A 14,803-nucleotide genomic window follows, 5' to 3' on the forward strand; every position below is an offset into this window, starting at 1 on the left:
CCCAGTGGTGTGTACTCCGTGCAATCCTGCAACAACCCTGCGCCATGGTCAATGGAGCTCTGGGGCCATTGACACTCACCGGTAACAACGGCCATTGTGGGGCGGGTTGCCGCGCTCGGGGGAGCGATCACGGCCACTGGGACACCAACTCGGGGCACGGGCAAGGAAACTGTCGCCGGGGTGGGCTTCCTCGGGGTTCGCCGGTTCCACCCGGTGGGGGCGTCGAATCTCCGGCACCGGTTCCACCTCGGCGAGTCCGACGGCCGCCGAGCCAAGGCGCACTCACTGAGTGAAGGGAAGCCCGGATGGCCGACACTCCGGTCGCCGACGCCGAGCGCCGCGACCCGCCCGGGCTGGGGGCAACCGCCCGGCCGGCCACCGCGCTGATCCTGCTGTGCTGCCTGGGGGCGTTCATGGCCTTCCTGGACAGCACCATCGTCAACGTCGCCTTCCCCGGGATCGAGCGCCAGTTCAAGGGCTCCGACCTGCCGACCCTGTCCTGGGTGCTGAACGGCTACAACGTGGTGATCGCCGCCCTGCTGATGCCGGCCGGGCGGGCCGCCGACCGGCTCGGCTGCCGGCGCTCCTTCGTGGTCGGCCTCGTGGTCTTCACCGTCGCCTCGGCGGCCTGCGGCGCGGCCGGCTCGGTCGAGCTGCTGATCGCGGCCCGGCTGGTGCAGGCGATCGGCGCGGCCATCCTGGTGCCCACCTCGCTGGCGCTGCTGATGCCGATGTTCTCGATGGCCCGGCGGCTGGTCGCGATCACCATCTGGGGCGCGGCGGCGGCGCTGGCGGCCGGTATCGGCCCGGGCCTGGGCGGCCTGCTCACCGAGCACTGGAGCTGGCGCGCGGTGTTCTGGGTGAACCTGCCGATCGGCGCGGTCGCGGTCTGGGCGAGCCGGCGGCTCGGCGAGCAGCGCGACCGCAGCGGCCCGCGCCCGGACCTGCTCGGCACGGTGCTGCTGGCCGTCGGCCTCGGCCTGCTGGCGCTCGGCCTGGTCAAGGGGCACGACTGGGACTGGAGCAGCGCCCGGACGATCGGCTGCCTGATCGGCGGCGCGGTGCTGGTCGCGGTGGTGCTGGTGCTCAGCTCGCGGCACCCGGCGCCGGTGGTGGCGCTGGACCTGCTGCGCTCGCGCAGCGCGCTGGCGGGCAACCTGGGCTCGATGCTGTTCGCGGTCACCTTCTACGCGGTGATCCTCAACAACATCCTCTTCCTCAACAACGACTGGCACTGGACGCTGCTCTCGGCGGGCCTGGCCACCACCCCGCCGCCGATCGCCACCGCGCTGGTGGCCCGCCCGGCGATCAGACTCGCCGAGCTGCTCGGTGACCGGATCACGGTGGCGATCGGCTGCCTGGTCTACTGCGCCGGCACCCTGCTGCTCTCCTGGGGCGCCGGGCAGCACCCGGATTTCGTGACCCACTGGCTGCCCGGCGCGGCGGTGATGGGCGTCGGGGCCGGCCTGGTCTGGCCGGTGCTCGGCAACGTGGCGATGGCGGGGGTGGAGCCGGCCCGGCTGGCCACCGCGAGCGCCGCCAACGCGGCCTTCCGCCAACTCGGGGCGGTGCTGGGCACGGCGCTCGCGGTGTCGATCGTCAGCTCCGCCGGCCGGGACCTGCTGCACGGCGCCCGGAACACCTGGGTGATGGCCATCTGCTTCGCGCTGGCGGTCGCGGTGCTGGTGTCGGCGACGCTGCCGGGGCGGCGCCGCGCGGGTGTCGCGGGCTGAATTCCGGACACCTCCGTCCGATTTTCCGAAAGCCCGCCGACACTGCGGCTTCCGTTCTCCGGAAAATCACCGGCACTTGTATTTCCGAGATGTTCTGCCATGCTCGGTAGCACATCGCGCGGCCCGGCGATCCGGTATTAGCGTTAATTCGCCGTGAACTCGCACGGACTCCGACGGACCATCAAGATGCCTGTGACAGAAGACACTTGGCGGGGCGTGAGTATACCTGTACGATTCCAGCCATGGTGACGCCTGGGGTGGAGTCCTTCATTCGGCTGAAGTTCGTCGAGTTCGCGGGACTGTCTGATGAGCAAGTTTTCGTCGAAGACGTGACTATGGCGACGGTGATCAGTCGCAGTCCGCAAATGACCAACAGCATCGACTTGATGGAGTCGTTCGCGCGTACCGCGAATGCCGTCCGCAAGGAGTACGGCGTGCGGGTGCGGCTGCCCGCCCTCCCGCTGGACACGCCGGTCTCGGTCGTGCTGAAGGCATTCCTGGACGAATTCGAGAAGCAGGAGGCGGCGGCATGACAATCGCCGAGACCGAGCGTCCGGCCCGCGGCGCCGCCCTGCAGGGCGAGGGCCAGCCGGCCATCCTCACCGACCTCTGGGACGCGCTGACCGAGCGTCAGATGTCCCTGGTGGACGTGACCTGGGAGCAGCAGCGGCTGCACGAGTCGCGCCGCTGGAGCGTCGTGGAGATGCTCGCCGCCGTCGACCTGGACAGCCTCACCGAGCTGGACCGGGTGCTGGTGTGGAACGCCGGCCGGGCCGAGCTGACCACCAAGCCGGGCGCCGACCGGCTGGAGCGCCAGGCCGAGGCCGAGTGCAGCCGCTGGCAGGAGAAGAACCCGGCGCTGGCCTCCGTGATGCAGGCCTGCGGCACCTGGAGCCGGTACTGGAACGAGGAGGAGGCCCACCACGAGACGGTCTTCATCCGACTGGCCCAGGTCACCGGGATGGAGCCGATCTCGGACGAGACCTTCATCGAGTTCCGCCAGGTCTTCCCCGACGACGACATGCTGCGCACCCTGATGCTGCTGGCGATCTCCGAGATCACCGCGGCCGTCAACTACGGCGAGTGCCAGCACGTGATCCAGGACGAGGGCCTGAAGAAGATCTTCAAGCAGGTCGCGGCCGACGAGATCCAGCACCGCAACTACTTCATCGCCTTCGCCAAGGCGCTGATCGACAGCGGCGAGTACCACGCGAAGGACGCCTTCGCCGTCGCCCACCTGTTCCTGCGCGAGGACGGCGAGCTGGGCGGCAGCAACCGCGACCTGCGCGAGGACCGCGGCACCCACGTCAACTGGTGGGACCACCTGGAGACCGGGGAGACCGGGTTCCAGGTCGGCATGATGGACAAGAAGGAGCAGCTGGTCTGCAGCGCGCTCAAGAAGATCACCGGCATCGAGGTGAAGAGCCGGGACGAGGTCGAGGACATGTGGATGGACCTCCTCGACTCGTGATCGGCCTCGACTCGTGAGGGGCACGGACGCGTGACCGGCCTGGGCCACGACCTCCAGCAGGTCGCCGAGGTCGCCGGGGTGAGCGGACTGCGTGCCCCGGACGTCTTCTTCACCGCGGCGGAGCTGCGCCGGATCGACTCGGCGCAGCAGCCGTCGCAGAGCCTGGCCGGCGCCTTCGCGGCCAAGGAGGCCCTCTTCAAGGCGCTGCCCCGGACGGACCGGACCTGGTTCTGGACGGATGCCGAACTGGTCCACGACCGGCACGGCGCGCCGGCCTTCCGCACCCACGGCGCCCTGGCGGAGCTGCTCGCCCGCCGGGGCCTGGCCGTGCACGTATCGATCTCGCACAGCGGCGGGTTCGCCTCGGCCGTCGTCCTGGTGACGCCGGCGCAGGCGGCCCGCCCGGCGCCATCCATCGGGGGAACCGACATGTTTTTCGGCGAGACCCGGCTCACCCTGCCGGTGCGCCCCAACGACCTGGACGTCCTGGGGCACGTGAACAACTCGGTTGCTCTGGAGTACCTGGAGAGCGGCCGATGGCACTGGCTGGAGGAGCAGGGCCTGGTCCCGAACGGCGAGACCATCGCGGTGGTCGCCCGGACCGAGATCGACTACCGGGCCGAGATCCCGCGCGGCACCGTCGAGGTGGCCACCGCGCTGGTGTCCCCGGACGCGGAGGAGTTCGAGGAGGACGGGGTGAACTACCGGGCCCGGTTCCGGCAGCGGGTGTTCCTGCCCGGCCGCGCCGGACCGGCGGTGGAGGCGCTGGTCACGGTCGCCTTCCTGGACGCCGGGAAGCGCTCGCTGACCACCCTGCAGGAATTCGTCGAGGCCTCGCGCCCCAGCTGACCTGAACCCAACGATCGGAGGGGCGCGCGGTGCTCGAACTCATCCAGCGCAACCAGCAGTCGCCGCAGCAGCGGGGGCTCTACCTGTACGAGAAGTTCGGCGAGCAGCCGGAGTTCCTCGCCTACCGGGACTTCCCGGAACTGGTGGCCGGCGCCGCCGAGTTCTTCCGCGGCGAGGGCGTCACCGCCGGCACCCGGGTGGTCTTCCCGTTCGAGACCTCCAGCCAGGTGGTGATCGCCTTCCTGGCGCTGATGGAGATCGGCGCGGTGCCGCTCTCGGTCAAGCCGATGATCATGAGCACCCAGCGCGAGTCCTACCAGGAGTTCCTGGACAAGGTGGCCCGCGACTTCGGCGCGGCCCGGGTGCTGCTCACCCCGAGCCTGGCCACCACCGAGCCGCCGGTGCCCGGCCTGCCGCTGCCGCCGGCCGGCGCCCGGGTGCCCGGCGCGGTGCTGCGGGTGCCGGACGGCGAGGAGCTGGCCTTCGTGCAGTTCTCCTCCGGCTCGACCTCGTTCCCCAAGGGCATCCCGGTCCGGCAGGACCGGCTCCGGGCCAACCTGGACATGATCACCCGCACCGACGGCCGGTCGGCGCACGAGCGGGTCAGCAGCTGGCTGCCGCTCTACCACGACATGGGCCTGGTCGGCGGGATGCTGTCGTGCTTCGCGGTGGGCTGCGACCTGATGCTGGCCGAGCCGGTCAGCTTCCTGTTCGACGCCCGCGGCTGGTGGGAGCACATGGCGCGGGAGCGGGCGATCGGCACGGTGATCCCCAACTTCGCGATCGACTACTCGCTGCGGATGATGCAGGACATGGAGCCGGACGAGCTGGCCGGCCTGGACCTCAGCGGGATCCGCTCGATCTACCTCGGCAGCGAGCCGATCAACCTGCCCAACCTGCGCGAGTTCATCGAACTGATGCGCCCCACCGGCCTCGACCCGGGCGTCTTCATGCCCTGCTACGGCATGGCCGAGGTGGTGCTGCTGGTCTCCACCCGCGCGGTCGGCGCCGGCATCCGCGAGGTGACCGGCCCGAACGGCCTGTCGGCCGTCTCGGTCGGCCCGCCGATGCCGGAGTTCCGGGTCCGGCTGCGCGACGACGAGGGCCGGCTCTGCGGCGAGGACGAGCTGGGCGAGATCGAGCTGGCCGACGGCAGCCTGACGGACGGTTACCTGGACCGCACGGAGCCGCTGACCGGCCCGGACGGCTACTACGCCACCGGCGACATCGGCTTCGTCAACGGCGGCGAGCTCTTCATCACCGGCCGGATCAGCGACCGGATCAAGGTGAACGGCCAGAGCCTGTTCGCCGCCGACTTCGAACAGGCCGTCGAGCGGCTGCCGTTCGTCCGCGAGGGCCGCTCGATGGCGGCGCAGACCGGCGGTCGGATCATCGTGCTGGCCGAGGTGGACCGGGAGGCCCGGGACGACATCCCCGGCAGCCGGGCGCGGATCGTCGAGCACCTGGCGCAGACCGTCGGCGTCACCGTGCACCCCGGGGACGTGCACTACCTGCGCCCCAACCAGCTGCAGCGCACCAGTAGCGGAAAGCTGCAGCGGCGGGCCATCGTGGCGGCGTACGAAGCGGGCCGGCTCAAGGGCCTGACGTTCGATCAGGAACCGGACGTGCAGGTGTCGGCAGCCGGCGAATGACCACCCCCTGATTGGAGCACCCCCATGCCCAAGCTGGAGCGCGACGGCGAGGTCTTCGTCCTGCACCTGGATGCGGACGACGAGAACCGCTTCCACCCCGACCGGCTGAGCGCCCTGGAGGCCCTGCTGGACGAGGTGGAGGCCGCCGAGGGTCCGCGCGCCCTGGTCACCGCCGGGAGCGGCAAGTTCTGGTGCACCGGCCTGGACCTGGACTGGCTGTTCGCCCACGGCGACCAGTACGCGCCCTATCTGGAGCGGGTGCACGCGCTGCTGGCCCGCACCCTGGCCTCCCCGGTGGTGACGGTCGCCGCGCTGAACGGCCACACCTTCGCGGCCGGGGCGATGTGGGCGCTGGCCCACGACTTCCGGGTGATGCGGGCCGACCGGGGCTTCTTCTGCCTGCCCGAGGTGGACCTCGACCTGCCATTCCAGACCGGCATGTCCGACCTGGTGCGGGCCCGCCTCACCCCGCAGACCGCGCACGAGGCGATGACCACCGGCCACCGCTACGGCGGCGAGCAGGCCCTGGCCGCCGCCGTGGTGGACGCCACCGCGGGCGCCGACGAGCTGCTGGCCGCCGCCGTCGAACTGGCCCGCCCGCTGGCCGCCAAGTCCAAGCCGGTGCGCGGCCGGATCAAGGAGACCCTCTACCGCGAGACCCTGGCCGCCCTGCGCGCCCCGGTGACCGACTGACCCCGCCCGCCGGCTGACGGCCCGTCGCGTTCCGACGGGCCGTCAGCCGTGCGAGGCTGGGGAGCATGAAGCTGATCAACCTGCTGCTCAACATCCTCTGGCTGGTTTTCTGCGGCTTCTGGATGGCCATCGGCTACGCGCTGGCCGGGCTGATCTGCTGCGTGCTGATCATCACCATCCCGTTCGGCATCGCGTCCTTCCGCATCGCCGGCTACGTGATCTGGCCGTTCGGCCGGACCACGGTGGAGAAGCCGGACGCAGGTGCGGCGTCCTGCGTGGGGAACGTGATCTGGCTGGTCTTCGCGGGCTGGTGGCTGGCGCTGGCGCACATCGCGACGAGCATCCCGCTGTTCCTGTCGATCATCGGGATCCCGTTCGGCTGGGCCAACCTGAAGCTGATCCCGGTCTCGCTGATGCCGCTCGGGCGCGAGGTGGTCCGCACGGACGAGGCCTTCGGCGCCCGCTACTGACTCCCGTCGGGGGGCAGCACCGCGGCGATCCCGCCGACCACGATGTCCAGCTCCAGCCGGAACGCGGCGTCGCGCTCCGCGCGGGGGAGCCGGTGGGCCTGGCGGGCCTGCTCCTCCAGGGTGAAGCCGTTCACGAAGCTGGTCAGCACGTCCGCGGCGAGCGCCGCGTTCCGCTCCGTCGCGCCCGCCGAGCGCAGCGTGTCGGTGAGCGACCCGAAGTAGGCCGCGGCGGCCGGCGGGAGCTCGACGAACGAGACGACCAGCCGGGCGCCGTCCCGGTGCGCCAGCATGGTGTCCCGGGCCCGGTGGCAGAGCTCGCGCAGCCGGCCGGCCCAGTCCCGCTCGGCGAGCGGTTCGACGAGCATCTCGCCGATGATCCGCCCGGCCAGCGCGTCCAGCAGCGCGGACTTGCTCGGGTAGTGCCAGTACAGGGCGCCGGCCCGGACGCCGAGCCGGTCGGCCAGCCGACGGGTGGTCAGCTCGTCCAGGCCGACCTCGTCGAGCAGTTCCAGCGCGCCGTCGAGCACATCGGACCGTCTGAGCGGCATCGGCCCTCCTCCTCTTCTTCGCCCGGCTCCTCCCCGGCGGAGCATCTTGCCACTTGATCGGTGTTCAATTAACTTGAACACCGATCAAGTGAACGCTGTTCAAGTGGGGGAGTCGACATGCGGGTGCTGGTGATCGGGGCGGGGATCGGCGGACTGTGCCTGGCGCAGGGGCTGGTCCGGGCCGGGATCGACGTGCGGGTCTTCGAGGGGGAGGCGGGCGTCCACAGCCGCTACCAGGGCTTCCGGATCGGCCTGGGCGGCCCCGGGCTCGCCGCCCTGCGGGAGTGCCTGCCGCCGCGGCTGCACGGCCTGCTGGAGGCCACCACCGGGGAGCTCTCCGGCGAGCGCCGGGTGGTCGACGAGCAGCTCCGGGTGACCGGCCGACTCGGCCCGCTGAACGGTGGCATGGCCACCGACCGGCACGTGCTGCGGCACCTGCTGCTCGCCGGTCTCGCCGACCGCGTCGAGTTCGGCAAGCGCTTCGTCTCCTACGAGGAGGCGGCCGACGGCTCCGTGCGGGCCGTCTTCGCGGACGGCAGCGCGGCCTGCGGCGACCTGCTGGTCGGCGCCGACGGGGTCGGCTCACGGGTGCGCCGCCAGCTCCTGCCCGAGGCCGAGATCGTCACGCTGGGCGGCAACGGCCTGCTCGGGCGCACCCCGCTCACCGAGCGGTTCGCCGGGCTGGTGCCGGGGTTCGGCACCGTGGTGCACGGCCCGCAGCTGCGGATGCTGCTCGGCAAGATGGAGTTCCGGCGGCCGCCGCACCTCGCGGCGGCGGAACTCGCGCCCGACGTCGAACTCCCCGCCACCGGGAGCTACCTGCGCTGGGGCGCCTTCCTGCCGCCGCACGTCGAGGCGCTGCCGCAGGACTGGACGGCCACCCGTGAGCTGCTGCTGGGCCTGATGGACGGCTGGCACCCTGACCTGGTCGAGCTGGTCCGGCAGTCCGACGCGGTGAACAGCTCGCCGTTGACGGTCCGTCACGCCAAGCCGGTGCCGCACTGGGGCACCCGCCGGGTGACCCTGCTCGGCGACGCCGTCCACGTGATGCCGCCGAGCGCCGGCCAGGGCGCGAACACCGCGTTCCGGGATGCGGCCCTGCTCTGCCGCTCGCTCACCGCCGCGCACCACGGCGAGGCCGAGCTGCTCGCCGCCGTCGAGCGGTACGAGCTGGAGATGCTCGACTACGGTTTCGCGGCCGTCGCGGCGAGCCTGGAGCAGCTGCCGACCTTCACGCCGACCGGGCGCTGACGATCCGTCGGGGCCGGTCAGCGGTCGGTCAGAGGTCGGGCAGCGGCTGCGGGGCGGCGGGGCCGGTGTAGCGGGCGGCCGGGCGGATGATCTTGGAGTCGGCGGCCTGCTCCAGGATGTTGGCGCTCCAGCCGATCACCCGGGCCGCCGCGAAGGTGGGGGTGAACATCTCCCGGGGCAGCCCGCACAGGTGCATGACCACGCCGGCGTAGAACTCGACGTTGGTGTTCAGGTCGCGGCCCGGCTTGAGCTCGGCCAGCAGCGCCACCACCCGGTCCTCCACCTTGGTGGCGAACTCCACCAGCTCGCCACCGAAGGACTCGGCGACCCCGCGCAGCATCCGCGAACGCGGGTCCTCGGTGCGGTAGACGGGGTGGCCGAAGCCCATGATCCGGTCGCCGGACAGCACGCGCTCGGTGATCCACGCGTCGATCCGGTCCGGCGTGCCGATCGCGTCCAGGGTGTCCAGCGCCCGGCTCGGCGCGCCGCCGTGCAGCGGGCCGGAGAGCGCGCCCAGCCCGCCGACCAGGCAGGCCACCAGGTCGGCCCCGGTCGAGGCGATCACCCGGGAGGTGAAGGTGGAGGCGTTGAAGCCGTGGTCCACGGTGGAGACCAGGTACATCTCGATCGCCCGGGCCTTGGCCGGCTCCGGCTCCTCGCCGGTGAGCATCCACAGGTAGTTGGCGGCGTAGCCCAGGTCGTCCCGCGGCTCTATCGGCTGCAGGCCGTGCTGCAGCCGGTACAGCGCGGTCAGCACGGTGGGCACCAGGGCGGCGGCGAACAGCGCGTCCTCCACCCGCTGCTCGGGCGCGGTGTCGTAGAGCGGGCGCAGGCCCCGCTCGGCGCCGGCCACGGTGAGCGCCGCGCCGAGCGCGCCCAGCGGGCCGCCGTGCGCTGTGCCGGCGGCCAGCGCGGGCAGCACCTCGCGCAGCGCGGCGGGCAGCCGACGCAGCGGGGCGGTGCGGGCCAGGAAGGCGGCCCTCCCGGCCGCGTCCGGCAGCTCGCCGAGCAGCATCAGGTGCCAGACGTCCTCCAGGGTGCGCTGCTCGGCCAGCTCGATCGCCGAGTACTGGCGGTAGTGGTAGAAGCCCTCCAGCCCGCGGACGTCGCTCAGCCCGGTCTCGGTGACGACGACGCCCTTGAGGCCGCGCGGGACCTCGATCTCGACAGTGGACATGGTGCTGGTCCCCTTCCCAGGAGTTCCGGTTCCAGGAGTTCCGGTTGACGGTTCGTACTCTGCGACCGTTGATCCACGTTGTCAATGTTGATTAAAATCAATGTGCAATACTTCCCGTCAATACCCCATCGCGATCGAGAGGACCCCGCGCCGATGGCCGAGGAGCGCGCAGAGCGGCTGACCACCCAGCAGGTCGCCGAGCAACTGGGCGTCAAGGTCGAGACGGTGTACGCCTACGCCAGCCGGGGCCAGCTCAGCAGCGAGCGCGCGCCCGACGGCAAGGGCAGCACCTTCGACGCCCGCGAGGTGGCCGAACTCGCCCGCCGGGGCCGCCGCCCGGCCGCCAAGGCGGTGGCCGGCGGGCCCGTAGAGGTGCGCACCGGGCTGACCCTGATCGAGGACGGCCGGCTCTACTACCGCGGCCGGGACGCCGCCGAACTCGCCGAGCGGCACGGCTTCGAGGCCGCCGTCGGCTGGTTCTGGGGCCAGGGCACCGACCCCGGGGTGCGGTTCCCGGTGCCGCCCGCCGCCGCCGAGGCGCTGGACCGGGCGTCCGCCGTGCTGCCCGCCGGCATCCGGCTGCCGGACCGGCTGCGGGTCGCCGTCGCGGTCGCCTCGGCTACCGACCCGCTCCGCTTCGACCTGCGCGAGGAGGCGGTGCGGGCCACCGGCGCCGGCCTGGTCGCGGGCATGGTGGCCGCGCTGCCGCCGACCGCGCCCGACCCCGGGCCCGGGGCCACCCTGGCCGCCCGGCTGTGGAGCCGGCTGGCGCCCGGAGCGCCCGGCCCCGGGGCGGTGGAGTGCCTCGACCGGGCGCTGGTGCTGCTGCTCGACCACGAGCTGGCCGTCTCCACCGTCGCGGCCCGGGTGGCGGCCTCGGCCCGGGCCCACCCGTACGCCGTCGTCTCCGCCGGCCTGGGCGCCACCGACGGCCCGCTGCACGGCGCGGCCGGCCTGCCCGCCTACCGGATGCTCGGCGACGTGCTGGCCGCCGGGGCGGTGCCCGTTGTCGCCGAGCACCTGCGCACCGGCCGGCGGGTGCCGGGGCTGGGCCACCGGCTCTACCCGCAGGGCGACCCCCGGGCCACCGCGCTGCTGCGCGCGGTGCGCGGGTTGGCCGGCGGCGAGCGGGTGGTGGCGGCCGTCGAGGAACTGTGCGAGGTGGCCGGCGGGCGCTCCGCCGACCAGCCCAACGTCGACCTGGCGCTGGCCGCACTGGCGCACACCGCGGGGCTGCCGGCCGAGGCCGGCGAGGTGGTCTTCGCCGTCGCCCGGACGCCGGGCTGGCTCGGGCACGCGGTCGAGGAGTACCGCGAGGAGGAGCTGCGGATGCGGGCCCGGGCCACCTACACCGGCCCGCGCCCGCAGCACGGCTGACGGGGGGTCAGCCGTCGGTCGTGGTGGCCGTCCCGACCGCCTCGCGCAGCTCGCGGAACTTCTCGGCCAACGCGTCCAGCGAGTAGTGCGCGTTCAGTCCGCTCGGGTTCGGCAGCACCCAGACCTCGGTGCCGCCGAGCGGCTCCGGCTGCCGGCCGAGCGCCGCCTTCGGCTGCCCGAACCCGGTCCGGTAGGCGCCGATGCCCAGCACCGCGAGCGCCCGCGGCCGCAACCGCTCCACCCGCTCGCGCAGCGCCGCCCCGCCCGCCCGCAGCTCCTCGCGGGTCAGCTCGTCCGCCTTGGCCGAGGCCCGGGCCACCACGTTGGTGATGCCCAGGCCCATGGCCGGGAGCAGGCCCTGCTCGTCCGGGGCCAGCTGACGGTCGGTGAACCCGGAGCGGTGCAGGGCGGGCCAGAACCGGTTGCCCGGCCGGGCGAAGTGGTGCCCGGTGGCGCCGGACCACAGGCCCGGGTTGATGCCGCAGAACAGCACCCGCAGCCCGGGCCCGGTCACGTCGGGGATGGTGGTGTCCTGGGCGGCGGCCAGCTGGGCCGGCGTGGGGCGGATCGCAGTGCTCACCGCCCCAGTCTGCCCGGACCCTAACCGCGCCTGGCCACCCCCACCAGGGCGCCGAGCCGCCCGCGCGGCTCCCCGGCCAACCGGCGCTCGGCGCGGAGCTCCGCCCGGCGGTCCAGCCAGCGGGTCAGGCTGAAGTAGATCGCCGCGGTGTACAGCCAGCCCATGATGATGTCGATCACGAAGTGCTCGGCGCCGTAGACCAGGGTGAAGGCCATCGCCATCGGGTAGAGCGCCAGCAGCACCCGGGTCTTCTTGCCGGCCTTCGGCCAGAAGAAGAGCGCCAGCAGCATCGGGTAGGAGGCGTGCAGCGAGGGCATCGCGGCCACGTCGTTGTCGAACCGGCTGCCGTTCTCGAATATCGAGCCGGCCCGCGGCATCCCCGAGTTGGTCAGCACGTCCGACACCACCCGGGTGAGCTGCGGCAGGTGGCCGTTCTGCGCGGTCAGCCACGGCGGGTCGGCCGGGTAGAGCAGGTAGGTGGCGAAGGCCGCGAAGGTGAGTGCCAGGTAGAGCGCCACCAGGCGGGTGAACCGGTCGTGCCGGCGCTTCCAGAGCACCGCCATCACGATGAAGACCGCGAAGAAGTGCGACATGTAGACGACCGTGCACAGGTAGTCGTACCAGTGCGGGTGGCCCGGGGTGTACAGCCAGTGCTGCAGCCGCACCGTCCACACCTGCCCGAAGCCGGCCATCTTGTCGAAGGCCAACTGCGGCGCGTAGTGCACCTTCCAGGGCGTGTGCGCGCCGTACCCGCGCAGCAGTGAGTAGGCCCACACCGCGGCCATCACGGGCACCCAGTCGCGCAGCACCTTCACCCAGCCGAACCAGCTCCCGCTGTGCACGCAGGCCGCCGCGAGAGCGCCCATCAGCCAGCAGAACACCAGGTCGTTGGCGTACGGCAGCCCGTACTCGTCGGTGAAGTGCCACAGCAGCAGGAAGTAGGTCGGCCAGGCCAGCCAGCGAGCGTACCGGGCCACCCGGAGCACCGACGCGAGCCGCCCCGGCGGTCTGTCGGAGTCGGAGCGCGAGCGGTCGGCAGTGGCGCGTACGGTATGGAGCAGGCTGGTCACCGGTGGCGTCCCCTTCGTTGGCTGGTGGGGCAAGCCGGGTCAACCTAATGCTCGTTTTTTAAGAATTACTGAGCCCGGCGGCTCGGATCCGCCTGTCTTTGCACGGTCCGATGCTCCGATCCCACCCGATCCTTGCAGGATCCGCACCGTTGGCACACGGAAAACTCCCAGATTTCTTCGGAACTCCAGGATCGGACGTGCTCCCTACGGGTCCGGCCCGAGGTCATCGCCCCCACGCCGCCGGCCGCCACCCCCGGGTACCGCCGAACGTAAACATCCGGCCATCAGTACGAATCCCACTCGCCTGCCGGGAACGCAGCCGGGAACGCCGACGGCCGGAGGGGCAGTGCCCTCCGGCCGTCCGGAGTGGGTCAGCGGTAGTTGACGAACTGCACCGCGAAGTCCAGGTCCTTGCCCTTGAGCAGCGCCTGCACGGTCTGCAGGTCGTCCCGGCTCTTGGAGGAGACCCGCAGCTCGTCGCCCTGGATCTGCGCCTTGACGCCCTTCGGGCCCTCGTCGCGGATGATCTTCGAGACCTTCTTGGCATCCTCCTGGGAGATGCCCTCCTTGATGGTCGCGAAGATCTTGTACTCCTTGCCGGACAGCTGCGGCTCACCCGCGTCCAGCGCCTTCAGCGACACCTTCCGGGCCACCAACTTGCCCTGGAACACGTCGAGGATCGCCTTGACCCGCTCCTCGCCGTCCGCCTTCAACTCGATCTTCTCGCCGGTCCAGCCGATGGTGGCCCCGACGTTCTTGAAGTCGTAGCGGGTCGCGATCTCACGTGAGGTCTGGTTGATCGCGTTGTCGACCTCCATCCTCTCGACCTTCGAGACGATGTCGAAACTGGAGTCGGCCATCTGTCGTGATCTCCTTGCTGACTCGGCACCTCTCCCCGCCGGCGCGGGGCGTTCTCAGCCCCCCAGCCTATCCAGCGCCACCCGCCCCACCCCCCTTGATCATCACGTGACCAATCAAGTGGCGGAGCACCCCCGTCCATCAGGTAAGGTTTACCCAGTCGAACGGGGCGAGCCCCGCAAGACGAACATCCTGGCTGGTTGCCCGAGCGGCCAAAGGGAGCAGACTGTAAATCTGTCGCGCAAGCTACGCAGGTTCGAACCCTGCACCAGCCACAGGATAGAGAGCAGCCCCTGATCTGCGTTCAGCAGATCAGGGGCTGCTCTGTTGTGCCTACCGAACGTCCGGACGGACGAGCGAACAGCCGCGCAGCACCCGGACCATCTGCGCGGCGAGGACCCAGCGTGCGAGTGGCTCGGTGGATGCGACGACGACGTCCCCCACGGCCTCCAGGCCGAGAAGGCCGGGCCGGTAGAGGCTCCCGTAGACCCCGCACGTTTCGTACTCCCTGACCCGGACGGCCACCGATCTGCGCCGCAGGTGCGGGCAGAGGCGAGTCGCGGCCCGCGCGCAGGGCAGGCAGACGGGCGGGTGCGTGGCTGCCATGCCCTCGGGCCAATCCGGCCAGTCGTCCCGGTCGTCCCGCAGCAGCCAGAGGACGCCTTCGTCGGTGCGGTCGGCCGGCCCGCCACAGACCTGGCAGAGCAGTCGTCGCATCGCGCGGCGCTGACGTTGCGGGTGGACCCGCCCGTGGTCGGGCGAGCCCTGGTGCGCGGCGGACGTCATCCGGCTCCACAGGACCCCGTCCGCGTCGCGGTCGTGAGGGGTCTCCCGCTCAAAGCCGAGGCCCCTGCCGGAAAGTGAGAGAAGCTCAGGGCGGATCGTGCGCTCGGAGCTCCAGGCGGTGATGTACGGGACGAGCCCTGCGTTCTGACGGTGGGTTTGGGTCACTGCGCCTCCTGCTTCAGATGGAGCAACATCTCTAGAGAACTCTTCATCTCTAGAGATGTCAAGCGTGGGTCTGCCGCTCGGCGTGCAGGAGGATCCGGTCCTACGATGTCTAGAGATCCACAG

At 71.7% G+C, this 14,803-nt stretch carries 15 protein-coding genes and 1 tRNA gene; 10 read left to right on the top strand and 6 right to left on the bottom strand.

Translation table 11 applies throughout. The annotated features are described in order from the left end of the window. Nucleotides 1–305 precede the first annotated feature (305 nt). The 7 genes from FHX73_RS16150 (at nucleotide 306) to FHX73_RS16180 (ending at nucleotide 6,868) form a co-directional block, all read left to right on the top strand. The gene (locus FHX73_RS16150; RefSeq protein ID WP_145905675.1) at nucleotides 306–1,733 is read left to right on the top strand and encodes an MFS transporter; all 1,428 of its coding nucleotides are present in this window, start codon (nucleotides 306–308) and stop codon (nucleotides 1,731–1,733) included. Between the two features lie 242 nt (nucleotides 1,734–1,975). Beyond that, nucleotides 1,976–2,266, top strand: coding sequence for a hypothetical protein (locus FHX73_RS16155; RefSeq protein WP_145905676.1), 291 nt, complete (start codon nucleotides 1,976–1,978; stop codon nucleotides 2,264–2,266). Further along, the gene (locus FHX73_RS16160; protein ID WP_145905677.1) at nucleotides 2,263–3,204 is read left to right on the top strand and encodes a ferritin-like domain-containing protein; all 942 of its coding nucleotides are present in this window, start codon (nucleotides 2,263–2,265) and stop codon (nucleotides 3,202–3,204) included. Before FHX73_RS16155 ends, FHX73_RS16160 begins: the two co-directional genes overlap by 4 nt. Before the next feature lie 30 nt (nucleotides 3,205–3,234). Continuing rightward, nucleotides 3,235–4,053 (top strand): thioesterase family protein, encoded by an 819-nt coding sequence (locus FHX73_RS16165; RefSeq protein WP_145905678.1) that lies wholly within the window; start codon nucleotides 3,235–3,237, stop codon nucleotides 4,051–4,053. Nucleotides 4,054–4,082: 29 nt separating this feature from the next. Further along, nucleotides 4,083–5,705 carry an AMP-binding protein gene (locus FHX73_RS16170; RefSeq protein WP_145905679.1) on the top strand — a complete coding sequence of 541 codons (1,623 nt, stop codon included), beginning with the start codon at nucleotides 4,083–4,085 and terminating at the stop codon, nucleotides 5,703–5,705. A 24-nt stretch (nucleotides 5,706–5,729) separates the two neighbouring features. Continuing rightward, nucleotides 5,730–6,398, top strand: coding sequence for an enoyl-CoA hydratase-related protein (locus FHX73_RS16175; RefSeq protein ID WP_145905680.1), 669 nt, complete (start codon nucleotides 5,730–5,732; stop codon nucleotides 6,396–6,398). A gap of 65 nt (nucleotides 6,399–6,463) precedes the next feature. Further along, a complete protein-coding gene (locus FHX73_RS16180) occupies nucleotides 6,464–6,868 on the top strand; it encodes a YccF domain-containing protein (protein WP_145905681.1) in 405 nt (134 codons plus the stop codon). On the opposite strand, the gene FHX73_RS16185 is transcribed toward FHX73_RS16180, so the two are convergent. Next, nucleotides 6,862–7,416 (bottom strand): TetR/AcrR family transcriptional regulator C-terminal domain-containing protein, encoded by a 555-nt coding sequence (locus FHX73_RS16185; protein WP_170304938.1) that lies wholly within the window; start codon nucleotides 7,414–7,416, stop codon nucleotides 6,862–6,864. The genes FHX73_RS16180 and FHX73_RS16185 overlap by 7 nt on opposite strands. Nucleotides 7,417–7,533: 117 nt before the next feature. Here FHX73_RS16185 and FHX73_RS16190 point away from each other — a divergent pair, with 117 nt between their 5' ends. Beyond that, the gene (locus tag FHX73_RS16190; protein ID WP_211786210.1) at nucleotides 7,534–8,667 is read left to right on the top strand and encodes an FAD-dependent oxidoreductase; all 1,134 of its coding nucleotides are present in this window, start codon (nucleotides 7,534–7,536) and stop codon (nucleotides 8,665–8,667) included. A 28-nt stretch (nucleotides 8,668–8,695) separates the two neighbouring features. Here FHX73_RS16190 and FHX73_RS16195 read toward each other — a convergent pair whose 3' ends face one another. Next, nucleotides 8,696–9,844, bottom strand: a complete 1,149-nt coding sequence (locus FHX73_RS16195) for a citrate/2-methylcitrate synthase (protein ID WP_145905683.1) — start codon at nucleotides 9,842–9,844, stop codon at nucleotides 8,696–8,698. Between the two features lie 153 nt (nucleotides 9,845–9,997). Here FHX73_RS16195 and FHX73_RS16200 point away from each other — a divergent pair, with 153 nt between their 5' ends. Further along, complete coding sequence (locus FHX73_RS16200) at nucleotides 9,998–11,221, top strand: citrate synthase (RefSeq protein WP_145905684.1); 1,224 nt, start codon at nucleotides 9,998–10,000, stop codon at nucleotides 11,219–11,221. Nucleotides 11,222–11,228: 7 nt separating this feature from the next. On the opposite strand, the gene mug is transcribed toward FHX73_RS16200, so the two are convergent. From mug to FHX73_RS16215, 3 genes are all read right to left on the bottom strand, one after another. Next, nucleotides 11,229–11,801, bottom strand: a complete 573-nt coding sequence (gene mug / locus FHX73_RS16205; RefSeq protein WP_145905685.1) for a G/U mismatch-specific DNA glycosylase — start codon at nucleotides 11,799–11,801, stop codon at nucleotides 11,229–11,231. 20 nt (nucleotides 11,802–11,821) lie between these two features. Beyond that, complete coding sequence (locus FHX73_RS16210; RefSeq protein WP_145905686.1) at nucleotides 11,822–12,778, bottom strand: phosphatase PAP2 family protein; 957 nt, start codon at nucleotides 12,776–12,778, stop codon at nucleotides 11,822–11,824. Nucleotides 12,779–13,242: 464 nt separating this feature from the next. Further along, nucleotides 13,243–13,731 (bottom strand): YajQ family cyclic di-GMP-binding protein, encoded by a 489-nt coding sequence (locus FHX73_RS16215; RefSeq protein WP_145905687.1) that lies wholly within the window; start codon nucleotides 13,729–13,731, stop codon nucleotides 13,243–13,245. A 192-nt stretch (nucleotides 13,732–13,923) separates the two neighbouring features. Here FHX73_RS16215 and FHX73_RS16220 point away from each other — a divergent pair. Further along, a tRNA-Tyr gene (locus tag FHX73_RS16220) sits at nucleotides 13,924–14,004 on the top strand. Nucleotides 14,005–14,062: 58 nt separating this feature from the next. Here the strand turns inward: FHX73_RS16220 and FHX73_RS16225 are convergent. Further along, nucleotides 14,063–14,680, bottom strand: coding sequence for a hypothetical protein (locus FHX73_RS16225; protein WP_145905688.1), 618 nt, complete (start codon nucleotides 14,678–14,680; stop codon nucleotides 14,063–14,065). Nucleotides 14,681–14,803: the final 123 nt, after the last annotated feature.

It is taken from the genome of Kitasatospora viridis (assembly GCF_007829815.1).
Lineage (GTDB): Bacteria > Actinomycetota > Actinomycetes > Streptomycetales > Streptomycetaceae > Kitasatospora > Kitasatospora viridis.